The following is a 21,591-nucleotide window of genomic DNA, read 5'->3' on the forward strand; positions in this document are numbered from 1 at the left end:
AGTAAAAAAAATGAAAGAAGAACAAATCCTTATCAAAGGAGCTAAATTACATAATCTTAAAAATATCAGTGTAGCTATTCCCAAGGGGAAATTAGTGGTGGTAACGGGGCTTTCAGGCTCTGGAAAATCTACATTGGCCTTCGATACCCTCTATGCGGAAGGACAACGCCGCTATGTGGAAAGCCTGAGTTCCTATGCCCGCCAGTTCTTGGGTAGGCTGGACAAGCCTAAGGTGGATTTCATCGAGAACATCTCCCCTGCTATTGCTATTGAACAGAAAGTCAACACCAGCAATCCTCGCTCCACTGTGGGTACCTCCACTGAAGTGTATGACTACCTAAAGCTACTCTTTGCACGAGTGGGACATACCTTTTCTCCTATATCAGGTAGAGAGGTTAAGAAAGATACCGTCTCCGATGTGGTGGATTTTATCCTTTCTTTTCCCGATGAACACAAGCTATTGCTCCTCTCCCCTATTACCCTTAGTGCTGGGCGTACCTACGAGCAAACCCTTCGCCTATTAGAAGAGCAGGGATATGCCCGTATTAAGTACCAAGGGGAAGTCGTGCGCCTTAGTGATTTGGATTTCAAGAAGGTCAAAAGCGACTTTCAATTAGTCATAGAGCGTATCATAGTGGATCACGAAGAAGAGACCGCCCAACGCTTGGCCGACTCGGTAAGTACCGCTTTCTTTGAAGGAAAAGGCGTTTGCTCTGTGGAAGACTTGACCACAGGAGAGGAACACCACTTTTCCAACCAGTTCGAAGCCGATGGGATTACCTTCTTGGAGCCTAATGTACATCTGTTTAGCTTCAACAATCCTTATGGAGCTTGCCCTGTGTGTGAGGGTTATGGTGATACCATAGGGCTTGATGAGACCCTCATCATACCCAACACCTCCCTTTCGGTATATGACAACGCTATTTATCCTTGGCGTGGGGAGACCATGTCGTGGTTCAGAGATCAGTTGGTCAATAATGCCTATAAGTTTGATTTTCCTATTCACCGCCCTTGGTACGAGCTTACCGAAGCCCAAAAGCAGCTTATATGGGACGGCAATGAGTACTTTACAGGGCTTACTGCCTTTTTCAAAGAATTGGAGGAAAAGAACTATAAGATACAAAACCGCGTACTCCTTGCTCGCTACCGTGGTAAGACTACCTGCTATGCCTGTGGAGGCAAGCGACTCCGCCCCGAAGCCAATTATGTACGCGTAGGGGGCAAATCCATTTCTGATTTGGTTTCTATGCCGATCTCCGATTTGGTGATTTTCTTTGACAAGCTCACCCTCAGCCCATACGAACAAAAGGTCGCTGAACGTCTCTTGAGAGAAATACACAACCGCCTGCACTACTTATTGGATGTTGGTTTGGGCTACCTTACCCTCAACCGCAAGTCCAATAGCCTATCAGGGGGAGAGAGTCAGCGTATCAACTTGGCTACCTCCTTGGGGAGCAGTTTGGTAGGCTCCATGTATATCTTGGACGAACCAAGCATCGGGCTACACCCTAAAGATACCGAACGCCTTATTCACGTACTTGAAACACTTAGAGACTTGGGCAACACCGTCATCGTGGTAGAACACGATGAGGACATTATGAAAGCTGCTGACTATATCATAGATATAGGCCCCGAAGCGGGTACCCTAGGCGGAGAAGTGGTTGCCACAGGTACCTATGAGAAGATCCTCAAGGCTCCTACCCTTACCGGAGAATACCTCAGCGGCAGGCGTACTATAGAAATGCCTAAGAAAGCACGTCCCTCCAAGCACTTTATCGAAATCAAAGGCGCCCGTGCCAATAACCTAAAGAATATAGATGTTACCTTCCCCTTGGATATGCTCACCGTAGTAACCGGTGTATCTGGTAGTGGGAAGAGTACCTTAGTGAAGCATATCCTCTACCCTGCCCTTTTGCGCAAGCTCGACCAACCTACGGACAAGATAGGCGAGTACAGCAGCATGGACGGAAAGTTCTCCCACATCAAGCGGGTTGAGTTTGTCGACCAAAATCCCATAGGAAAGTCTACTCGTTCCAATCCTGTGACCTATATCAAGGCTTACGATGATATTCGTCAGCTCTTTGCCTCCCAGAAGCTCGCCAAGATGCGTGGCTATACGGCCAAACACTTCTCTTTCAATACCGAAGGAGGCCGCTGTGAGACCTGCAAAGGCGAAGGAGAGGTAACCATAGAAATGCAGTTTATGGCCGATGTACATCTGACTTGTGAGGCCTGTGATGGCAAGCGATTCAAGCCTGAGATTTTGGAAGTTACTTTCCAAGGGAAGAATATACACGACCTACTGGAGACCACTATCGATGATGCCGTGGCTTTCTTTACCGAACACAAGCAGGAAAAAATTGCCCAAAAGCTCCTTCCCTTGCAGGAAGTAGGCTTAGGTTATGTAACACTAGGGCAACCCTCCTCGACCCTCTCTGGCGGGGAAGCGCAACGTATCAAGCTAGCCTCTTTCTTAGTAAAATCATACCAAGAAACCCCTACCCTCTTTATCTTTGACGAGCCTACCACAGGGCTTCACTTCCATGATATAGGCAAGCTGCTACGTTCCTTCAATGCTCTGATCGAGCGCGGGCACTCTATTATCGTGATAGAACACAATGTAGAGGTCATTCGCCGTGCTGACTATATCATAGACTTAGGCCGAGAAGGCGGAGCAAAGGGAGGAAACCTCGTAGCCACAGGTACCCCAGAGGAAATTAAGAAGAACAAAAATAGCTATACAGGACAATATATATGAACAAGAAAGCCCTCCGCACCCTCTACAAGCAAAAGAGGGCAGCCATTCCCGCTGAGCAACAAGCCCTCCTGAGCCAGCAGATAGCTCTGCAAACACTACAGCTTCCTATTTGGGATAAGCAGGTTTTCCATAGCTTCCTTTCTATCACCTCGTTTGGAGAAGTGGATACCAGCTACCTTATCCGCCTTTTGCAGGAGCGTGAAAAGACCTTGGTCGTTTCTCGCACCCTAATGGAGACCGTACGTATGGAGCATTTTTTATATGATCCTACCCAGATAGAGGCCAATAACAAATGGCATATCCCTGAACCACAAGGAGGTATCCCCATAAAGAGCGAAGAGATAGAGGTCGCTTTTGTCCCTCTCTTAGCCTATGATACCACAGGCAACCGCATAGGCTATGGCAAGGGGTTTTATGATAATTTCTTAGCCAAGTGCAAGGCAAATACCCTCAAGATTGGACTATCTTTCTTCCCGCCTGAACCTCTTATAGAAGACGTAAGAGAAGGCGATATTCCTTTGGACTATGTAGTAACACCAGAAGGAGTTTTTGAGTTTTGAGGTTTGAGTTAAGGAATAGAAGCGTATAGGGTTTTTGCTAAAGTTCTATACTAACCCATGAAATCTCTGACTTCTAACAAAAAAGCCCTAAGTCTTACAACTTAGGGCTTTCAAGAGATGTCTTCTCATGTACTTATTATCCTTAGAGACAAAGTTATAGATTGAGGTTCTCCCTTTAATCACTAAAAAATCTTGATTTCCAAGGAATAAATTCGTACATTTGTGTTGTCATTGAAAATCGGTGATGCCGACATCAAGGACGGCTGGGTTCCTTGAAACCTAAAACAAAAGAGATGCGCTTAGAACTCCAAATTAAGTGTAAATCCTTTAGATTAGTCTCAAAAGTTTTGATTAGAAAACTAAGACTTCTTTAGTGATTTATGAGTTGAGGGTTGGCGCCCTCAACTCGCATCTCTTTTTGTTTTCGGGGCAAAGATATGAATAATTTTTTGAACTAACAACTAAAAACCGAAATTATACTTATGAGAAAAATGTTACTATTCTTAGGAGCTATAACCTTTCTAAGTTCCTGTAGTCCATTGAAATTCCAAGTGTATATAGTAAGTCCTACCAAAGAGGATGTACCCCTCTGCTGGCGCGAGCTTGCAGCTCGTGCCTATGATTATTGGAGCTTGTAGCTCCCATAAAGAGCGAAAGGCTCTACTTAATAGTAGGTACGAGCTGCAAGCTCGCACCAGCGGGGGTTTCCTCAAATTAGACAATGGAAAGATAATAGAAATATCCTCTAATGATGGCAATATTAAACTTGTAGAAATATCAAAGATAAGTTCTAATTTTGATTTAGAAGAAGAGGATATTTTCTGCATAATGTCCTATTCCTCCGTAGAAAACTATGGAAAAATAATTAATATGAGGTATTTGTTTGACAAAGCAGGAAATATAATAACATTAAAGATAGAAACCTCTACTCATTGTATACAAATAAATGCCACAACATCATTTGACGGATTAGAAATTTTGGTAATGTAGATAACTTCATATAGTCTATCAGACAAAGGGTAATGCGTCAGCTGTATTGTTCAGACTTCTCCCCTTTCCTATCCATAGCAAACACCAAGTATAATTATAAAGGCACGAGCGGAATGCTCGTGCCTTTTATATCAAGGATTTGTAGAAATTCTTCCAAACAAACTCTTTATTTATCAGCGTATTATAACCGATATATCTACTCTTCGCGCTTTTTCTTTATCCACTGAATCATCTATTCCTCTAAAAGCGGTAAGTATCCGTTGTAATGCGATTCCTTGCTTTTGAAGTAAGCGGGCTACACTTTCTGAACGCTTCATTGACAATTGATTATTGTACGCTGCTGTACCCACATTGCTCGCATATCCTTCCAACAGAATGGATAGTTCTGGATTATTGCGGAGCATAGTTACTATTTGATCTATAGCATCTGTATCATGTGGTAAAGGTACATACGCATTGTTTGCAAAGTAAATAGGTGTCTTTTTATTTCCATACTTAGCCAATAAATCTTCTAATGTACGCCTTCTTTCTTCTGAAATAACCGAATTTCCTCCATTATGCTCTGGTGTTTTTACATTTTGTACAGGAGCTACTATCTCTTTGTTTTTTTGTACATTATCATGCGCTGCTTGTTTTTTAGAAGCCAACAAAATAGAGTCTATATTCTGTTGGATTTTGTCAAGCTTATCCTTGTTGTTCAATGTTGCTAGTGGAACCATCGCAGCTGTCAATAGTTTTTGCTGATTACTTAAATCTTTTATTGATTTAGCTATCATATCCAACTGCTTTTGTAACATAATATCCTTATCAGAATCATTAGCTACATGTTTTGATCCATTAGGATTATTTTTAGCTACCTGCCTTGTCGCATTAGGATTATTTTTAGCTATCTGCTTTGCTGTATTAGGGTTATTAGCTACATAATTTGCTCTATTGAGATTACTATTGGCCACATACTTTGCTGTATCTGTCAAATGAATAACCGATATACTGTCTTTTTTCATCATATAAGCCAATAGGATATCCAATTTTCTATTTACTTGCTCTATGTCTGTATGTGTAGAGTCCATATTTTGAGCTAAATAGTAAAAGTTTTTTACCTCATTGGATTCATATATGTTTGAAACAGCCTTTTTCTGTTGAGATTTATGCAAATTAGCCAGTTTCTCTCCTCTTATTTTTCTCATTTTAGCCTCTGCAACCTTTTGTAAGAGTAATTGTAGTTCCTCTTTGGATAAGACAATCTCTTTCTGCTGATTGTATAGTTTATCTTGAGCAAAAATAATAGTTGGAACAAACACTAATATAAATATAATCCCCTTTTTTATGATATTATTCATATTTTTGGGCTTTTTTATTTAGTTCCTTTTGTTGTTGTATTCATTTTTTGTCCTGTAGGCACAACGACATTTGTTTTTTGGATATTTCCTTCCAAATTCTTAACAGCTTCAAGTATAGACTGATTCATTTTTTGCTGTTCTTCTATTTTCTTATTATCATTATTAATCTCTAGCAACAATTTTTCGAGTCTATCAATACGTTGATCTGGTGTTTTTCCTTCGCCTTCTTCTATTTTATTAACTATTTCAGAAATCAAGGTTTGCAATTGTTCTGGCGTCATTCTCACCAAGTTTGCTTGATTATCGGAAGGGTAAGGAATATGCTCTGCTACGTAATTATTGCGCAATTCTTCCCATTTTTCCTTTTCTTTTAGCAATAAAGAAGCGTTATTTATATCATTCTGACGATAAGCAAGCTGTATTTGTTTTTCAACAGTTGCAATCTGTGCATTGAAATAATCTATATCTTTTTGTTTTTGAGATATAGGTGTCGCTTTTGTATCGTTTTGAACCTTTGCTTGTTCTTTTCCTTCCTTCATTTCTGTAGTCTGAAGTTCGTTAACAAGGTCTTGATAAGTATATTTTTCGTTTTCTTTAGCAAACTTAATACGAATACCTGCATTGTAAAAGACATTGCTTTGCAACTTATTAGGTGATTTTAGTGCATTATCTGCACTCTCATTACCTGTGGTATATAAGAGATTAGCCACTCCAAACAGCTCTAAATGTTTGCTTAATGGGATAGCCAGACCAAGCCCTCCTTTGGCAAAAATACTTGATTTGTTCTCAGCTGTGGAGACTTTACCTTGATAGTCTTTGCCTACGTTAAGATATCCTGCCCCAACGGTAATATAAGGAACCACTCCGTTAGAGACATTGAGCCGTGCTAAGAATTCTGCACCATACAATGAGAGTTTATCAAAGTCTAATGATACTTTCTCTTCCTTCATTGCTTGATAATAGAATCCTCTTACTCCTATGTATTCTGTAAAGTCAAAACCTAATGAAGCACCTGCTAAATAAGTGTTACGGAAGTTATTATCATCGTCAAAATCAATATAGCCAATTGCAGGAGCTACTACAACCTTGAAATTCTTAAGATTCGTATAAGAATTGTCCAATTCTGTAAGCTCGTTAGGATTACGACCGCCCAGATACAATTGTAATCCCGCCTGAAGAGACCAATTTAGCATCTTCTCATTAGAGATATTATCTGTTATCCATTGGTTATAAGTACTTGTTCTTGCTTCAGAAGGCTTATAAAGGATATTAGAGGCATCAGAATTAAAGTAGGTTCCTTTTGCCTGAAGATTGAGCGTAAGGCGTCTTGTCAAATTGAATTTAGTCCCTAAACCAAAAGCATAATAAATGGCATCTTGTTTTGTTTCATTTGCTTTTATTGTTTGTATCCCAGCCCCCAAGGTAACATAAGGCTGAAAGGAGTAAGTCATCGGTATATTACCCTTGAGTTCTCCTCCCCAACGATGAACATCTACATCAGAGGAAGTAAATGCATCCCTTATATTATCTGGCACAGAAAAACCGTCAATTCTCGATTTCAATCCTAACGATTGGCTATACGAACCGAGCAATTCTAAGTTTTTACCAAAACCAAAACCTACATACCCGCCAACCATAAAACCATTTTGAATGGCTGATTTTTTATTCCACAACACATATTCCACTGTGGGGGCTATGGCAAAACTAATATCCTTAACTTGTGCTACAGCATTGAAACCTAATGTAATAGCAAAAAAACTTGTGAAAATTTTTCTTTTCATAAAATAATAATTCTTTCTATTTTCTTATAATAGATTATTTCTATTAATCGAGGGCAAAGGTACAAAAATATTTATATATACGATAAAAAAATATACTATATTAGCACTCTCCAAAATTAACAATTAACCATTTACAATTAACAATTAAAAGTTGTATTTTTGCCCCTTGTAAACCACAAGTGGCAAAATGCAACTTTTATGTTATTAGATGATCTGAAAAAGCGCAGTGGGAACTGTTGTGAACTATGTGGAAGCACTACTTCCCTGAGTATCTACCAAGTACCTCCTTCCAAAGTAGGAGGCGTAGATGATAGTCTTTTGGCCTGTGAAACCTGTATCAGCCAAATCAATAACCCTGAAACTATGGATAGCAATCATTGGCGTTGCCTCAATGATAGTATGTGGAGTGAGCACCTGCCTGTAAAGGTCATGGCTTGGCGTATGCTCAACCGCCTCAAAGCAGAAGGCTGGTCATTAGACCTACTCAATATGCTGTACCTTACCGATGAGGAATTGGCTTTTGCTCAAGCGCTTAATGACCACTTGGAGGAAGGTGAAAAAGTCATCCACAAGGATAGCAACGGTACTGTACTTTCCGCTGGGGACAATGTGGTACTTATCAAAGACTTAAAGGTAAAGGGCAGCAGTATGGTCGCCAAGCAAGGTACCATTGTGCGCAAAATTGCCTTAGACCCTGAAAACGCCCAATATATAGAGGGGAAAGTAGAAGGGCAACAGATTGTAATCCTTACCCAATATGTCAAGAAAACTACTTAACCCCTTTCAAGTGGTAAGGTAGCCTTTTTCATTGTATATCCAAATGAGACAAACCCTACTCCTATTCTTTCTTATAGGCAGCTTACTCTCCTGCGAACAACGCAAAAAGCCAGCAATATCCCAGAGACAAGAGGCCAAAAGTGTATATATCAAGAAATACACCTTTCCTGAACTGAGCGAAGAAGCCGCCCAGAATATACGTAATTGGTATGAACTAAAAACCATTTACCAAATACTACTGAGTATTTCCCCAGAGCGACAAACTGTTCCTATACTAAAGAATACCAACCCTGACTCACTCTATGTATATAAGCGGCTCTATGCTACCGCCAAAGAAAATATCCAAACCAATGGGAGCATCATGCAGGATTGGCGCGACTTAGAAAGTAAGTCCGACACCGCTTACAAGTTTGTCAAGCGCAAGACGGACGAGGTAGCATCCTTTGCTTGGGAAGCAATTTTGCTTAAAGATCTTCCCTATACTTTCTCTGTGCGTATGTACCCCTCCTCTGGCATCAAAAAGGTAAAGCTGGAAATCATACGCCAAAAGGATCAGAAGGTTATACGTGAACAGTTTCTACACTTGGACAGCCTCTCTCTCAATACCTTAGCCCCCTATACCAAGCTCACCACAGAAGATGATGGTTGGCTCAAGGTAGATATGCAGGTAGAGACCCCTCTATATGGCGAATATAACTTTGCTATCAACTATGATGAGAAAGAAGTTGCCGAAGATTACATTTCCTTCTATCGTTCTGAGCTTCTTTTACCTGTAAAGTACCAGGATGAGATAGAAAAATCAAGCGAAAAGCTACTGGGAAAGGAGAAAAACATCAAAAGCTCGTATAACAGCATCTATTTTTGGCTCTTCCAACTTGAAGATGAACTCAGGCAGCTATGGGCAAAGGACAATTTCCCTGAAAAGCTCCGCCGAAATGAGATCAAAGCCCGTCTGAAACTCTTTGAGACCTATGTACGTCGGCTCTCTAGTGAGGTCAAAGAAAACCCCAGACTTACCAAGGAGGAAGTACAACAAGGCATCTTGGATATACGAGAGTCCTTTGCCTCAGTGATTCGTTATATCAACTTCCTTAACAAGGAAAAGTTGGACGACAAGCTCGACACCTTGCTCAATAGTTCCGATACCCTCACACTCAGCCCCAATCACCTACTCCCGCCCCAATGATACAAACCAAGGCCATAGTGCTTTCTGCTATTAAATTCCAGGAAACGAGCCTTATCGTACGTTGTTATACACTAGAAGGGGTGCGCTCCTACCTGCTCAAGGGCGTACTGAAGCATAAGAAAAAAGCCATTACCCCCGCCTATTTCCAACCCTTGAGTCAGTTGGAGGTTATCACCACTGACCGTAATGATGGTACACTGGAGTATATCAAGGAAGTAAAAGTCAGTTATCCTTATAAGAGTTTACACCAAAGCGTGATCCGTAGTTCAGTGTTGTTTTTCCTAGCCGAGATAGGTAACAACGTATTGCAGGAGGAAGTACCTAATGCTGCCCTTTTTTCCTTTTGGGAGAAGAACCTACAATGGTATGACAGGGCAGAGCACTTTGCCAACTTTCACCTAAAATTCCTCACTGATCTTACTTTCTACTTAGGAGTGCTACCCAATACAAGTGCTATGGAACTCCCCTATTTTGATATAGAAGCAGGGGTATTTGTCGCCATGCACAATGGCCATTTTCTGATGAGCGAGTCCGAGAGTCTTCTTTTGAAATTCTTCCTCACCCACTCCATGGAGGAGGTTAGCCAACTGAAAATGAGACGAGAGGAGCGCAATGACCTCTTGGAGCAACTCTTGAACTATTACCGCTGGCACCTGCCCGCTTTCAAGACACCCCACTCATGGGAAGTGCTCAAAAGCGTGTTATAGACTTGCTTTCTAAGGAATTTTATTGTACTTTTGTGGCGTGTTTAAGAATTTCACAGTTTATATGAAAAAGGAAAGTAACTCTAAAAAACACAAATCCTTAACTATGTGGGATTATCTCTTGAAATTCAAAGAAAAACCACTAATAAAGGTATTAGATGAGGATTTAGTTTTTGGTTCCAATATGTGGCCTAAACTTTTACAAGAAGAACAAAAGACTGTTGAAAATATCCCTAATACGACTACCCTAAAAGCTATGAAAGAAGCAGAAGAATTCTCAAAAAACAAAGACAAAGTTTTTCAATAATAGGAACTAATAGCTTCTCTGAACCATTGATCATGAATGCAAACCTGAATCCAGAAAAGAGTAACCTTTCTCCCCAAGAGTTAGATATAGAGCGCGCCTTACGGCCACTTTCTTTTGATGACTTTACGGGGCAGGAGGCTATTTTGGAAAACCTTAAAATATTTGTCAAGGCGGCTAATCTCCGTGGAGAAGCCCTCGATCATACCCTCTTCCATGGCCCTCCTGGACTGGGGAAAACAACCCTTGCCAATATCTTGGCTAATGAGCTGGGCGTGGGTATCAAAATCACCTCAGGCCCAGTGCTGGACAAGCCTGGGGATTTGGCAGGGCTTCTGACCAATTTAGAACCTCGTGATGTACTCTTTATTGACGAGATTCACCGCCTAAGCCCCATCGTAGAAGAATACCTTTATTCGGCTATGGAAGATTATAAGATAGACATCATGATAGAGTCCGGCCCCAATGCTCGTACGGTACAGATTAACCTTAACCCCTTTACCCTTATTGGGGCTACTACCCGTTCGGGCTTACTTACCGCACCTATGCGAGCACGTTTTGGTATCCAAAGTAGGTTGCAGTACTACACTACCGAACTGTTAGCCTCTATTCTCCAGCGCAGTGCCTATATCTTAGGGACACCTATCTCCGAAGAGGCTGCCATAGAGCTAGCCGGACGTAGCCGAGGTACCCCTCGTATTGCCAATGCACTGCTCAGACGTGTACGCGACTTTGCCCAAATAAAAGGCAATGGCAAGATAGATATAGAGATTACTCGTTTTGCCCTAAAAGCCCTCAATGTAGATGCCCATGGCTTGGACGAAATGGACAATAAGATACTCCTTACTATCATTGACAAGTTCAAGGGCGGCCCTGTGGGGATCACTACCTTGGCCACTGCCGTTTCCGAGAATGCTGAAACACTAGAAGAGGTATATGAACCTTTCTTGATCCAACAAGGATTTATCATTCGTACCCCCCGCGGGCGTGAGGTTACCGATTTGGCTTATAAGCACTTAGGAAAAGTACGCTTCCATGATGGGCAACCCACGCTGTTTTAAGTGAAAAGTAAAAGCTATGCAATCCAATATAAAAGTAGTTACTGAGAAGTTCCGCGCCATTGGTTATGCTGCTATACAGATTAGTGGGATCACCGTGGTTGCTGGAGAAAATAGCTCAGGAAAAAGTACCATTTCCAAGCTATTGTACTACCTGTTCAATACCTCCTCTAATTATGAGGTGTTGGTAAAGGAAGAATTAATGCGAAATTTTCATGATTTATTTTATTTTTTAAACATCACATATTATACTGCTATCAATAAAGACGGTAATATCAATAGAAGGATTATTGATGTAAAGAAATACGATAAAATTAAAGACTTAAGAAGTGAAGAAACCTACAAAAATCTATCTCTTAAAGAAATAGAATTATATTTAATTACATTTATTAAGGAATTATACGCCAAATTAGATATACAGAACTCTAGATATAATCGTTATGTTGATGATATATTAGAAGATCAACAAGAAAAAGGAATTGAAGGATTAAAATATTTTGTAAAAGAAAAAATAAAACAAGCTGAAAATAAAATACAAAAAAGGCCTACCTCCTTATTTATAGAAAAATTATTAGATCTTTTTGAAGAAAAACTTCCTGAAATCTTTGAAGTTTCAGAAGACGATGAGGTAATTGTATCTTTAAAAAAAGAAAACTTATCTCTTCCTTTTATGGTAAATAAAGCTATCTATATTGACACTCCTATGTCTATTTCCGTATCGAATTTTGATCACTGGGATGAACTTAACAAATTACTAAAGGAACAGGGAGACATAAAAAGCTATCAAAGGGAAATGCTTTCTCTTATATCTGATAATATCCATGGAGAAGCTGAATATAATATAGACTGGCCATATAGTGATTTCTCTTTTACTCGTGCCGATGGTAAAACCTTTGACCTCAATGAAGTAGCCACAGGGATTAAAGCTTTTTCAATCATTCAGCTGTTACTCAAAAACGGACATATAGATAATCGTACATTGCTAATTATAGACGAACCTGAATCGCACTTACACCCCCAATGGATTGTAGAGTATGCCCGTTTGATCGTGCTCTTACACAAGCATATAGGCGTAAAATTCTTTTTGGCAAGTCATAACCCTGACATGGTGAGTGCTATCCGCTATATAGCTGAAAAAGAAGGCGTATTGGATAATGTGAATTACTATTTAGCTGAAAAGACTGAAGAAGACTATTTGTATAACTACCGAGCTTTAGGAAGTGATATAGCACCTATTTTTGGTTCCTTTAATATCGCTATAGATAGAATTAGTCAATATAGTATAGAGAGTGATCATGATGACCTATAATAGAATAGAAACACTAAACCATTCTATTGCAAAGGCTTACCCTACTTTTGTGAAAGATTTGAATCTGATTATTCTAACAAATGACAATCAGCTAAAAACAATCCCCAACTATTTCACTGAGGTCGTAGCTCTTGATTTAGATGATATACAAAATGAAATAGCAACCCAACTGAAGAAAAACAAAGACAGTTCTGTAGATACTTGTTTTGTAGTAAGTGATGAATTAAGGAAAAGAGTTATTTTAGTAGAAATAAAACTGAATGTAGAAAACCCCAACAATTATTTTAATGGTAATAAAAGTAGAAGAGCTTTGTGTAAAAAAATTGAGGATTCTATAAAACTATTGGGGGATACTCTTCCTATCAAAAACACCTACTATCTTGTCTTTAAGCCTTATAGCCCACAAGGGAAGCCTGTTTTAGAAATAGCAAAAAGATTATTATTCAATATTAGTCAAGAACTGCATCAGAACTACAAAGCCATTAGTATAGACGAACTAAAACAAACCTTCTTCTAGAAAAGGACATTTACCCATAATAAAAATATTGTTAATAATTAATCATTCATCATTGCTCATTAATCATTATTTTGTACTTTTGCCCTCATAAATCTATATAAAATGACCGAACAAGAACTAATCCGTCGAGAGAAGCTCGCAAAGCTTAGGGAATTAGGCATCAATCCGTATCCTGCAGAGCTATTCCCTGTGAACTTCCTCGCCAAAGACATAGAAACCCAATACGAAGAAGGTAAGGAGGTAGTGGTAGCTGGCCGCCTGATGTCCTTCCGTATTCAGGGGAAAGCCTCTTTCGCTACCTTGCAGGACAGCTCTGGTCGCGTACAACTCTACTTCAAGCGCGATGACCTCTGCTCAGGGGAGGACAAGACCCTCTATAATGAGGTGTTCAAAAAACTCCTTGACTTAGGCGACTTTATCGGGGTAGAAGGTACCCTCTTCACGACCAATATGGGGGAAAAATCCATTGAGGTAAAGCAGTTCAAAGTCTTGTGTAAGACCTTACGTCCGCTCCCCCTCCCTAAGGTAGATGCCCAAGGAAAGGTACACGATGAGTTCAACGATGTAGAACAACGTTACCGTATGCGTTATGTGGATTTGGTAGTGAATCCGCAGGTAAAAGAGGTGTTCCTCAAGCGTAACCGCCTATTCAACGCCATGCGTGAGTACTTCAACAATCATGGGTATATAGAAGTAGAAACCCCTATCCTTCAGGCGATTCCTGGGGGGGCTTCCGCGCGTCCGTTTATTACCCATCACAATGCCTTGGATATTCCGCTCTATATGCGTATTGCCAACGAACTCTACCTTAAGCGCCTGATCGTAGGGGGCTTTGATGGGGTATATGAGTTTGCCAAGAACTTCCGCAACGAGGGAATGGACAGAACCCACAATCCTGAATTTACAGGAATGGAGATCTATGTGGCCTACAAGGACTACAACTGGATGATGGAATTCACCGAAAACCTCTTGGAATACTGTGCTAAGGCGGTGAATGGTACTACCAAAGCAACTTTTGGCAAGCACGAAGTGGATTTCAAAGCACCTTATCCGCGTGTTACCATGACCGAAGCCATCAAACGCTTTACAGGCTTTGACATTACAGGAAAGAGCGAGGACGAACTTAGAGTTTTCGCCCAATCCATTGGTATAGAAGTAGATGATACCATGGGCAAAGGTAAACTCATTGATGAGATATTCGGAGAAAAGTGCGAAGGCAACTTTATCCAGCCTACTTTTATCACCGACTATCCTAAAGAGATGTCGCCACTTACCAAAGAACACCGCAATGACAAAAACCTTACCGAACGCTTTGAACTCATGGTATGTGGTAAGGAAATCGCCAATGCCTATTCCGAGCTAAACGACCCTATCGATCAGCGCGAACGCTTTGAGGCACAAATGGCACTCTCCGAACGTGGTGATGATGAGGCGATGTTCATAGACCAAGACTTCCTCCGCGCCTTAGAGTATGGTATGCCGCCTACTTCTGGGCTAGGTATCGGTATGGATAGGCTTATTATGTTCCTAACCAACAACGAGACCATACAGGAAGTACTCTTCTTCCCACAGATGCGCCCTGAACGCAAGGAAGTAGAACTCTCCGATGACGAAAAACTAATCCTTGACCTGCTTAAAAAGGATAACAAGTTACCTTTGGAAGACCTTAAGGCTAAGACCGAATTTTCCAATAAGAAATGGGATAAGGCGATCAAGGGACTTACCACTAAGAAAGTAGCGGCTGTCAGCAAAGAAGGGGAAACACTTTTTGTATCTATTAGTGGTCAGTGATTAGTGGTTAGTGATTAGAACCAATAGGAAATAAAGGGTTATAGAGTTTTAGCTGAAACTTTGTAACCCTTTATCCTTATCTTTAATCTTTAACGTAGGTTCTATATAAACAAAAGCTCCCTCAGATCTTACAAATTTTCTATGTTTGTGTAATAGGGATATTGTTCTCTTATCAATATTAGACACATGGGCGCTTAACGCCAAATGGAATAGCCCTCTTCCGTAAAATTAAAGCCTTTTAATTTTTCTCTTTCACAAATATTCTTAAACTCTTCAGATACTATTATGTAAGAGCTATGTTCTTTCATTCGTACAATAGAATAAGATTCCATTTTTTGAGCCTCTATAAACCATTTCTTTATAGAATAATAGTTGTCTTCATCTATTTCAAAAATAGATTTTTCTTTGTCCAGACAAGGAATTAACTGTAAAATATTCAATGCAAAAAAAGTATCATCATAGTTCCCCTTCTTATCTACTATATGAGCAGGGAAGAATTCTATTTCCTTATTATCAACCAAATTCGAAAATAAATTCCTAAACCTACTACTTACCAAAGGCGTTCCAATGGTAGGTAATATATCATATGTGTGAAGGTAAGTATCCAATCTGTCTACGCTAAAAACTAAAGGGGTTTCAATATTCAATCTCTCTCCAGAAAAGAAATCTAACCAACTTATAGGATTTTGCGCTTCACTATAAGTAAAGCTAACATCTCGTTTGTAAAATTGTGAAAGTTTATAATACATGCTTTAATTTGTTTTACAGTGTCTGTTTTTTATAAGCAAACTAAAAGAATTAGATAGTTTGCACAAAAATTTCATGCTCTATTATAACATTAGTTTGATGAATCTGCTATTGATAGGGTTCTCTCCCCTACTTCATAATACATTTAGGCAAAAATTCTTCTTTTTTATTCATATTGTTATAAGCTGTAGGAAAATCTTCTATCAAATAAATCTCAGGCTTATAGAATGAACTCAAAACAATGTCTTTTGTCTCTTCTGTGAATAGCAACCCTTCTTCATAAGCTATCCTATCATAATAGAACACGCCTTTTCTCTGCTCTTTTATAGTTATATTCGGGTATAGATATTCAAAACGATTACCCGCTATACGTTTTTTCCCTTCTTCTTCCAAGATAAAAGAGGAATTATCTACCTCTAAAAGGAAAAGAACAAAGTAGGACTTATCGGAGCAAGATACTCCTTTCGAGTTTTGTACCAAACAAGGAGATACCACATAGCGATTTTCCTCCCAATACGCTGATAGGAAAGATAAAAACTCTTCTGAGACAACCATTATTCTATTTCTATAGAAAACCCAGTCAAACCTAACACTCCCTTTGTTTTTATAGGTAAGGAGCATCTGAGAAGGGATGTTTTTCATATATTTCCAATCAGAATTAGTAGGATTTTCTAAATCCGATAACTCAGCATTGTAAAAGAACTGGGGCACCCCTGTTCTCCAGCGTGTTGTAGTCATAAACCATATAAACAATTCTTCTTTCATAGTTTGTTATAAATAAACGTACAATTATTTCATTGATTTTTTGTATAAGATAAACTGAGCACCAGCTACTTTCCTAATTTTATTTTCTTCCCTTTAAGGGTATAAGTTCTTTCTAAAGATATGTCAATCAATCGTTTTGAACTATCAACTATGTATTGAGATAAATCATTGTAATCATTAAAATCAAAAGGAACTACGATAGAATATTTCTCATTGACTTTGGGCTAAAAATTATAAAATTGGTCTATATATGTCTCTTTTATAGATATAGTTAGAATATTTTTATAAACATCTATTATCATAATGATTTACACCCTCTTGCTTTACTTTTAGTTACATACACTTGTCCAGCTTTTCTTCTATTCTTCTATCAGCTCATTAAAATTCATGTCATCATGAAGACTAAGTATACAATTTGTCTACCAGTTCCTCTGCCAATATTCCTGATTCTGTCAGTTCATAATCTTTATCAAAGCCATATATATCAAGATAATCTAATGCTAAATCTCTTATTTTATCCATATCATCTTCAGATAACTCAATAATGACTATATGATTATCCTTATAGAAAACGTTAGTAATTATAGATTGTTTTATTAAATCTTGCAAAAAATAATATTGTTTTATCGTTAATTTCACTCTTTGCATAATCTTTTTCCTTTTTTAGTTGAAGTTGATTAATAGATACAATTTTACCCGTTGTTGGATTGATAACTACTTCTGCTTTTCTACATAGAAGGACAATACATCACCATAGTTATAGGGATCACTTATGTATTCTATCACTATATTTTTATTAGGAAATTTATGTTTAAAATAAATATTCCAAGAAAATTGTATGAATTCACCTATCTTTCTAAATAATTTATCATCTATAGTATCCGTACAATGAGCAAATAAATCATATAACTTTAATTTATTTATCTCAAATTCTATTTCTCTACTATTGTTATATCTTTTCTTGAGATTCTTATAAAGAAAGTCATCAAAATTATCTTTTAGAAAAATACAATCCTCAATTTCTATAATCTCAGGAAATAGTAATTTACCTATGATTAAAATATCATCAGGATGGATATTAAAGCTTATATATTGATACATGTCAATATTATCTTTCTTAGACCATCTGTCTTTCCACTTTATATATTTGTCAATTTCTTCCAGATTCATATTAAATATTTTTATAGAATTTTTCCTACCTCTGATAGCCAAACAAAGTTCTTCATTATGTAGCATGTATCTAAATAAATAGCGCTTGTAACACTATAATATCCCCTCCTCTACTTGTTCTAAGATATAACTCCACCAAGTATTTGGCTCCAAACATGGAGTGTCTATTTTAAAAAAGTGGCTTTTTATAGTTTTTAGCTTTTTCAACCGTAATGTATCACTGTATTCTTCTTGAAAATCAAAGTTTTCAGTAAAAAACAGCAAGCAATCAAAGAGTTGGTTCAAGGACGAATTTATAAAAAGAATACTCTCTGATAGGGAATAAACAGAGTGGTTGCTATGACTAACCCCTATTTTATCCTCGTAATCAACTCCTATAATATAAAAATCACCTTCTGTATAAACGGGAAGTTTAAAAGAAAGCCCTATAAAGCTAAAGTCTAAAAAGTTTTTTATTATTTTCTCTATTTCTAATATATCCATTTCTATTTAGATAAATTACTCTTTAACAGGTGTTTACCGAACGTTCCTTTGCTTTCTCACAGACTATTACTTATTTCTAAAAATATTCCTATCTTCTAAAGAAAAAAGACGGGATGTTTGTAGTGTTTTTACTAATTTCATTTGGGCATTGACTTCATCTCTGACAACACTCTTATCCATATTATCGAAAAGATACCCCCATTTGTACGAGGCGATGATAGAAGAAATGACTTCCATTGGCGCATTGATAGCACGCTCTCCATACCTTTCTGCCTTTTGTTTTATCCCTCTGTAAATCTCATCAAAGCGACCTATTAAGAGAAGAATACACAGTTCAGGCAATATTTCATCATCATAACTTTCGTATTTTTGCTGTAAGATATTCTTAGGATTTATAATTTCTCCTTGCTCATCTATCACAAAAGGATAGGTTTGTTCAAAAACAGACACTAACACTTCCCTTTTCTCATCTACCTGATATGACATTTCCCAACAAGAAAAATACATCTCACTAAATAGAGTGTATTCCTCTGGATATGCCTCTTTATAAGTAGCTAACACATCAAACGGATAGGATATATTCCACAAATTCCAAAACAGTATATTATCCTTAGTGATATATTGAAATTCACGTTGTATATATTCCTTATATTCTTTATATTCCAAGAATGCTTCTGTTCGCGCTTCTTCTGTCATTTTAATTTGATGCTACTTGTTGAAAATATTCCTTTCCTTAGGGAAAGATGGTATAGGCGCTACTTTACCTACTTTTTCAAGAGCAAGCCCTTTGATATCCAACTCATTAAGAATGTTTTCCAACTCTTGAGTGCAAAATAATTTCGTTTCTGAAGTAGCATCCCTAAATAGTATATTCTTAGAAGCCTCTTCATAAAAATACAAATCTTTGTTTCTGTATAATTCCATTCTCTTTAAATGACTTACCCCTTCATTATTTATTCCTTCTATTATATTTTGGATATTGATAAAAACAAAATCCTTTTTTACATTGATAAATTTGAAAGGTAATAATTCTGCTTTCACATTAATTCTTTGGGTAAAAAGTATTGCCTTTTCTTTCTCCATTACTAAAAAAGCTCCAGCTACACGAGTGTCAAAACCGTCTTTTTTCCCTTTGTTGTCGAAGTTTTTATAGACTTCTCCTTCTAATTCTTCCCAAGAATCTATTAAGGATTGTCCTTTAAAGGTAATAAGCTTTGAAGTACCTCCTATTAGTTTATAAGATTTATAAGAAGAATCATCAATTAATTGATATATGTCCATATTTATTGTATCTAAGAATGTTACTTATTGTGGCAGAGTGGTATGCTCTAAAATGGTTATAAACTCGCTGAATGTATCGCATACAAAGTAGGTATTGCAATCACTATTGGAAGCCTCAAAAAAGTGAGAATGGTCATAGAAATAAATCCCTTTGGAGAAATCACCCACGTCTGTGGTTACTAAAAGGAGCATCCCTCCTCCTGGATCTGTCCCGATAACAAGACTTTTTTCAGGAAAATCCTCATGGAACTCTTCATAGGTTTCTATACATTCTTTTATATCATAGAAAAGCTCAAACATAATGTATTCCTCTATATCCTTTACATAGAAATAGGCTTCATCAATGATAGCTCCGTCATTTTGGGCTAAAAAATTAAAATAATCATCGGGTAAGGTAAAGCCTAAAAACTCCTGAAAAGCAAGGGCTTTTGCTTCACTCCCTTTGTTAATTGCTTCTATTTTCATACTTATAAAATGTCTTTTATGGATTGGTAAAGCGTTGGAAGCTTAACAATGTACTTAATATTTCATTCTTTATGATCTATGACATGTATAATATCAGTAAAATATTGATGTAGTTTCTCTATTATAAACTCTTCGGGGACTTTAAAAAATAGGAGATCATCAAGAACATAGTATAGAATAGACTCTTCTTCTTCTACATGGTTAGAAAAGAAACATAATAGTAAATTTACTAAATGTTGTTCTCTTGTTTTCTCATCTATATGCCCCCTGTATTTACTAAGATTCGCAAAGAAATCCTTTTTCAATGCTGTTGCTTTTATTTCAAAGTCATTATAGGTTAATTCAAGGTAGGATAATTGTTTTTGAACATACTCGGTAATTGAAAAGGGTAATACTCCTACATCTATAAAAGGAAAGAAATCGGCTATAAAGTGTATTTCTTTCTTCAAGAAATTAAACCCTTCAGAAATATATTCATACCAATAATCATTAATACATTCGACTAACTCGTGTACTGTGTTAAACTTATCTGTTTGCATATTAGTTTTTGTATTTTGATAGACTTGCTCTATAATTGGTAGACTAATTCTGTGTTACTCGTTCCTTAATCCTGAAAATCATCATACTCAAAGTAATGCTCAATAGCTCCTAAAAGGACGTCTGTATCCTCGGTAGTTAGCAATTCATTATGTTCAAGCTTATTGTCTATAATGTCTTGAAAAATTCCTACTCCTGAAAAGTAAGCTACTTCAAATTGGGCTAATGATTCGGGAACTTCTCCGTACTTAGTTTCAACTGAATTTTGTTCTTTATCCTCATTACTTGATAAAACCCAAAATGCTGCCTCTTGATAATTGTCCTTTTTTTCTCCTTCGATATAAATTATACCAGGGTAAGGCAATTGCTTGTAATCTTTGATAAGCTCTTTTATTGTTTTGTAATGTTGCATATCGATATATAAATTAACGTGAGTTCGACATAAGAGATATATAGGTAAATATTTGTTAGGTAAATATTTTTGTTTTACCAGTCAGGAGTGCCTGTAAGGGTATCTACTTTTTGCTTGATGTAAAAAATACAATTACTATGTTCTTTGGGTAATTTAGGTTTTATAAATGGTTCTGGTAATTTTTTATTTTTGGGTGGATCTGAAAACATAAAAATAGTATCTCCTCTAATAATCCCACGACTATATTCATAAGAAGCATGAGTGTAATTGTAAGGTATAAATTCCTGCATTTCTAATTCTGTTGAGGTTCGCATACGATAATAACCTATAGTGCTCAACTTTAATTTATTATATTGTAAACTATCCCCTTCTAAATAACCTGAACTTACCCGTCCATTCGCAAAAAAACGTAAAAAATCAAGGTCATTAAACATATCTTTTCTTGTATAGATGACATTTGTATCAATTAGGTCTTCAGATTTTAATTGATAAGGTTCGGGTTTTGCTAAACGAAAGCGAGGTAAAATAGGACGAATGCCATCCACTCCTTCTTCTTCTGTTGCTATCCTATAATAATTCCTATCAAAATATAAGCTATAATAGCTACATCCACTACAGATATAAACTATAAAAAATATTATAATATTCCTTTTCAT

At 37.6% G+C, this 21,591-nt stretch carries 25 protein-coding genes and 1 pseudogene; 12 read left to right on the forward strand and 14 right to left on the reverse strand.

Going from position 1 to position 21,591, the window contains the following annotated elements; genetic code table 11:
- Positions 1–10: 10 nt before the first annotated feature.
- The 4 genes from uvrA to HMPREF1154_RS05900 all read left to right on the forward strand — a co-directional run bounded on the left by uvrA (position 11) and on the right by HMPREF1154_RS05900 (position 4,308).
- Positions 11–2,758, forward strand: a complete 2,748-nt coding sequence (gene uvrA, locus HMPREF1154_RS05890) for an excinuclease ABC subunit UvrA (RefSeq protein WP_009641632.1) — start codon at positions 11–13, stop codon at positions 2,756–2,758.
- Complete coding sequence (locus HMPREF1154_RS05895; protein ID WP_009641700.1) at positions 2,755–3,318, forward strand: 5-formyltetrahydrofolate cyclo-ligase; 564 nt, start codon at positions 2,755–2,757, stop codon at positions 3,316–3,318. Before uvrA ends, HMPREF1154_RS05895 begins: the two co-directional genes overlap by 4 nt.
- Before the next feature lie 482 nt (positions 3,319–3,800).
- Entirely contained in the window at positions 3,801–3,956 is a 156-nt protein-coding gene (locus tag HMPREF1154_RS13310; protein ID WP_009641683.1) for a lipoprotein, read from the forward strand.
- Positions 3,937–4,308 (forward strand): hypothetical protein, encoded by a 372-nt coding sequence (locus HMPREF1154_RS05900; protein ID WP_034566995.1) that lies wholly within the window; start codon positions 3,937–3,939, stop codon positions 4,306–4,308. Before HMPREF1154_RS13310 ends, HMPREF1154_RS05900 begins: the two co-directional genes overlap by 20 nt.
- 173 nt (positions 4,309–4,481) lie before the next feature.
- Here the strand turns inward: HMPREF1154_RS05900 and HMPREF1154_RS05905 are convergent, their stop codons facing one another.
- Positions 4,482–5,648: an OmpA family protein gene (locus tag HMPREF1154_RS05905; protein WP_009641726.1), complete on the reverse strand. Its 1,167-nt coding sequence runs from the start codon at positions 5,646–5,648 to the stop codon at positions 4,482–4,484.
- A gap of 14 nt (positions 5,649–5,662) precedes the next feature.
- Positions 5,663–7,429: an outer membrane beta-barrel protein gene (locus HMPREF1154_RS05910; protein ID WP_009641655.1), complete on the reverse strand. Its 1,767-nt coding sequence runs from the start codon at positions 7,427–7,429 to the stop codon at positions 5,663–5,665.
- A gap of 198 nt (positions 7,430–7,627) precedes the next feature.
- On the opposite strand from HMPREF1154_RS05910, the gene HMPREF1154_RS05915 reads away from it, so the two are divergent.
- The 8 genes from HMPREF1154_RS05915 (at position 7,628) to lysS (ending at position 15,075) form a co-directional block, all read left to right on the forward strand.
- Entirely contained in the window at positions 7,628–8,206 is a 579-nt protein-coding gene (locus HMPREF1154_RS05915) for a PhnA domain-containing protein (RefSeq protein WP_198004478.1), read from the forward strand.
- 43 nt (positions 8,207–8,249) lie between these two features.
- Positions 8,250–9,392 carry a hypothetical protein gene (locus HMPREF1154_RS05920; RefSeq protein ID WP_034566997.1) on the forward strand — a complete coding sequence of 381 codons (1,143 nt, stop codon included), beginning with the start codon at positions 8,250–8,252 and terminating at the stop codon, positions 9,390–9,392.
- Complete coding sequence (gene recO, locus HMPREF1154_RS05925) at positions 9,389–10,099, forward strand: DNA repair protein RecO (RefSeq protein WP_009641720.1); 711 nt, start codon at positions 9,389–9,391, stop codon at positions 10,097–10,099. The genes HMPREF1154_RS05920 and recO overlap by 4 nt, the downstream gene beginning before the upstream one ends.
- Before the next feature lie 61 nt (positions 10,100–10,160).
- Positions 10,161–10,403, forward strand: a complete 243-nt coding sequence (locus HMPREF1154_RS05930; protein WP_034566999.1) for a hypothetical protein — start codon at positions 10,161–10,163, stop codon at positions 10,401–10,403.
- Positions 10,404–10,435: 32 nt separating this feature from the next.
- Entirely contained in the window at positions 10,436–11,461 is a 1,026-nt protein-coding gene (gene ruvB / locus HMPREF1154_RS05935; protein ID WP_009641697.1) for a Holliday junction branch migration DNA helicase RuvB, read from the forward strand.
- Between the two features lie 16 nt (positions 11,462–11,477).
- The gene (locus HMPREF1154_RS05940) at positions 11,478–12,767 is read left to right on the forward strand and encodes an AAA family ATPase (RefSeq protein ID WP_009641662.1); all 1,290 of its coding nucleotides are present in this window, start codon (positions 11,478–11,480) and stop codon (positions 12,765–12,767) included.
- Positions 12,754–13,284 (forward strand): hypothetical protein, encoded by a 531-nt coding sequence (locus tag HMPREF1154_RS05945; RefSeq protein WP_232211978.1) that lies wholly within the window; start codon positions 12,754–12,756, stop codon positions 13,282–13,284. Before HMPREF1154_RS05940 ends, HMPREF1154_RS05945 begins: the two co-directional genes overlap by 14 nt.
- 102 nt (positions 13,285–13,386) lie before the next feature.
- Entirely contained in the window at positions 13,387–15,075 is a 1,689-nt protein-coding gene (gene lysS, locus HMPREF1154_RS05950) for a lysine--tRNA ligase (protein WP_009641670.1), read from the forward strand.
- 194 nt (positions 15,076–15,269) lie between these two features.
- On the opposite strand, the gene HMPREF1154_RS05955 is transcribed toward lysS, so the two are convergent.
- The 12 genes and pseudogenes from HMPREF1154_RS05955 to HMPREF1154_RS06005 all read right to left on the reverse strand — a co-directional run bounded on the left by HMPREF1154_RS05955 (position 15,270) and on the right by HMPREF1154_RS06005 (position 21,591).
- The gene (locus HMPREF1154_RS05955; RefSeq protein WP_034567001.1) at positions 15,270–15,824 is read right to left on the reverse strand and encodes an imm11 family protein; all 555 of its coding nucleotides are present in this window, start codon (positions 15,822–15,824) and stop codon (positions 15,270–15,272) included.
- A 127-nt stretch (positions 15,825–15,951) separates the two neighbouring features.
- Positions 15,952–16,587: an Imm43 family immunity protein gene (locus HMPREF1154_RS05960; protein WP_009641641.1), complete on the reverse strand. Its 636-nt coding sequence runs from the start codon at positions 16,585–16,587 to the stop codon at positions 15,952–15,954.
- A 65-nt stretch (positions 16,588–16,652) separates the two neighbouring features.
- Positions 16,653–16,793, reverse strand: a pseudogene (imm9, locus tag HMPREF1154_RS13865) (Imm9 family immunity protein); the annotation flags it as partial.
- A 196-nt stretch (positions 16,794–16,989) separates the two neighbouring features.
- Positions 16,990–17,235, reverse strand: a complete 246-nt coding sequence (locus tag HMPREF1154_RS05965; protein WP_034567002.1) for a hypothetical protein — start codon at positions 17,233–17,235, stop codon at positions 16,990–16,992.
- A gap of 66 nt (positions 17,236–17,301) precedes the next feature.
- Positions 17,302–17,757, reverse strand: a complete 456-nt coding sequence (locus HMPREF1154_RS05970; RefSeq protein WP_009641658.1) for a hypothetical protein — start codon at positions 17,755–17,757, stop codon at positions 17,302–17,304.
- 93 nt (positions 17,758–17,850) lie between these two features.
- A complete protein-coding gene (locus tag HMPREF1154_RS05975; protein ID WP_009641718.1) occupies positions 17,851–18,240 on the reverse strand; it encodes an SUKH-4 immunity domain protein in 390 nt (129 codons plus the stop codon).
- 66 nt (positions 18,241–18,306) lie between these two features.
- Positions 18,307–18,936 carry a hypothetical protein gene (locus HMPREF1154_RS05980; protein WP_009641695.1) on the reverse strand — a complete coding sequence of 210 codons (630 nt, stop codon included), beginning with the start codon at positions 18,934–18,936 and terminating at the stop codon, positions 18,307–18,309.
- Between the two features lie 12 nt (positions 18,937–18,948).
- Entirely contained in the window at positions 18,949–19,521 is a 573-nt protein-coding gene (locus HMPREF1154_RS05985; RefSeq protein WP_009641653.1) for a hypothetical protein, read from the reverse strand.
- 24 nt (positions 19,522–19,545) lie between these two features.
- Positions 19,546–19,986, reverse strand: coding sequence for an SMI1/KNR4 family protein (locus tag HMPREF1154_RS05990; RefSeq protein ID WP_009641672.1), 441 nt, complete (start codon positions 19,984–19,986; stop codon positions 19,546–19,548).
- Between the two features lie 62 nt (positions 19,987–20,048).
- Positions 20,049–20,525 (reverse strand): hypothetical protein, encoded by a 477-nt coding sequence (locus tag HMPREF1154_RS05995; protein ID WP_009641721.1) that lies wholly within the window; start codon positions 20,523–20,525, stop codon positions 20,049–20,051.
- Between the two features lie 65 nt (positions 20,526–20,590).
- Complete coding sequence (locus HMPREF1154_RS06000; RefSeq protein WP_009641710.1) at positions 20,591–20,935, reverse strand: hypothetical protein; 345 nt, start codon at positions 20,933–20,935, stop codon at positions 20,591–20,593.
- A gap of 74 nt (positions 20,936–21,009) precedes the next feature.
- Positions 21,010–21,591: a hypothetical protein gene (locus HMPREF1154_RS06005; protein WP_009641669.1), complete on the reverse strand. Its 582-nt coding sequence runs from the start codon at positions 21,589–21,591 to the stop codon at positions 21,010–21,012.

It is taken from the genome of Capnocytophaga sp. CM59 (assembly GCF_000293175.1).
Taxonomy (GTDB): domain Bacteria; phylum Bacteroidota; class Bacteroidia; order Flavobacteriales; family Flavobacteriaceae; genus Capnocytophaga; species Capnocytophaga granulosa.

What these genes read in the sequence shown, in the direction of transcription:
- HMPREF1154_RS05975 (WP_009641718.1), bottom strand. Translation starts at nt 18,240, where the DNA reads ATGGATATATTAGAAATAGAGAAAATAATAAAAAACTTTTTAGACTTT.
- HMPREF1154_RS05915 (WP_198004478.1), top strand. Translation starts at nt 7,628, where the DNA reads ATGTTATTAGATGATCTGAAAAAGCGCAGTGGGAACTGTTGTGAACTA.
- lysS (WP_009641670.1), top strand. Translation starts at nt 13,387, where the DNA reads ATGACCGAACAAGAACTAATCCGTCGAGAGAAGCTCGCAAAGCTTAGG.
- HMPREF1154_RS05900 (WP_034566995.1), top strand. Translation starts at nt 3,937, where the DNA reads ATGATTATTGGAGCTTGTAGCTCCCATAAAGAGCGAAAGGCTCTACTT.
- HMPREF1154_RS05905 (WP_009641726.1), bottom strand. Translation starts at nt 5,648, where the DNA reads ATGAATAATATCATAAAAAAGGGGATTATATTTATATTAGTGTTTGTT.
- HMPREF1154_RS05895 (WP_009641700.1), top strand. Translation starts at nt 2,755, where the DNA reads ATGAACAAGAAAGCCCTCCGCACCCTCTACAAGCAAAAGAGGGCAGCC.
- HMPREF1154_RS05910 (WP_009641655.1), bottom strand. Translation starts at nt 7,429, where the DNA reads ATGAAAAGAAAAATTTTCACAAGTTTTTTTGCTATTACATTAGGTTTC.
- HMPREF1154_RS05920 (WP_034566997.1), top strand. Translation starts at nt 8,250, where the DNA reads ATGAGACAAACCCTACTCCTATTCTTTCTTATAGGCAGCTTACTCTCC.
- uvrA (WP_009641632.1), top strand. Translation starts at nt 11, where the DNA reads ATGAAAGAAGAACAAATCCTTATCAAAGGAGCTAAATTACATAATCTT.
- recO (WP_009641720.1), top strand. Translation starts at nt 9,389, where the DNA reads ATGATACAAACCAAGGCCATAGTGCTTTCTGCTATTAAATTCCAGGAA.
- HMPREF1154_RS05965 (WP_034567002.1), bottom strand. Translation starts at nt 17,235, where the DNA reads ATGCAAAGAGTGAAATTAACGATAAAACAATATTATTTTTTGCAAGAT.
- HMPREF1154_RS05960 (WP_009641641.1), bottom strand. Translation starts at nt 16,587, where the DNA reads ATGAAAGAAGAATTGTTTATATGGTTTATGACTACAACACGCTGGAGA.
- HMPREF1154_RS05990 (WP_009641672.1), bottom strand. Translation starts at nt 19,986, where the DNA reads ATGAAAATAGAAGCAATTAACAAAGGGAGTGAAGCAAAAGCCCTTGCT.
- ruvB (WP_009641697.1), top strand. Translation starts at nt 10,436, where the DNA reads ATGAATGCAAACCTGAATCCAGAAAAGAGTAACCTTTCTCCCCAAGAG.
- HMPREF1154_RS05955 (WP_034567001.1), bottom strand. Translation starts at nt 15,824, where the DNA reads ATGTATTATAAACTTTCACAATTTTACAAACGAGATGTTAGCTTTACT.
- HMPREF1154_RS05985 (WP_009641653.1), bottom strand. Translation starts at nt 19,521, where the DNA reads ATGGACATATATCAATTAATTGATGATTCTTCTTATAAATCTTATAAA.
- HMPREF1154_RS05940 (WP_009641662.1), top strand. Translation starts at nt 11,478, where the DNA reads ATGCAATCCAATATAAAAGTAGTTACTGAGAAGTTCCGCGCCATTGGT.
- HMPREF1154_RS06005 (WP_009641669.1), bottom strand. Translation starts at nt 21,591, where the DNA reads ATGAAAAGGAATATTATAATATTTTTTATAGTTTATATCTGTAGTGGA.
- HMPREF1154_RS05945 (WP_232211978.1), top strand. Translation starts at nt 12,754, where the DNA reads ATGATGACCTATAATAGAATAGAAACACTAAACCATTCTATTGCAAAG.
- HMPREF1154_RS05930 (WP_034566999.1), top strand. Translation starts at nt 10,161, where the DNA reads ATGAAAAAGGAAAGTAACTCTAAAAAACACAAATCCTTAACTATGTGG.
- HMPREF1154_RS05970 (WP_009641658.1), bottom strand. Translation starts at nt 17,757, where the DNA reads ATGAATCTGGAAGAAATTGACAAATATATAAAGTGGAAAGACAGATGG.
- HMPREF1154_RS05995 (WP_009641721.1), bottom strand. Translation starts at nt 20,525, where the DNA reads ATGCAAACAGATAAGTTTAACACAGTACACGAGTTAGTCGAATGTATT.
- HMPREF1154_RS05980 (WP_009641695.1), bottom strand. Translation starts at nt 18,936, where the DNA reads ATGACAGAAGAAGCGCGAACAGAAGCATTCTTGGAATATAAAGAATAT.
- HMPREF1154_RS13310 (WP_009641683.1), top strand. Translation starts at nt 3,801, where the DNA reads ATGAGAAAAATGTTACTATTCTTAGGAGCTATAACCTTTCTAAGTTCC.
- HMPREF1154_RS06000 (WP_009641710.1), bottom strand. Translation starts at nt 20,935, where the DNA reads ATGCAACATTACAAAACAATAAAAGAGCTTATCAAAGATTACAAGCAA.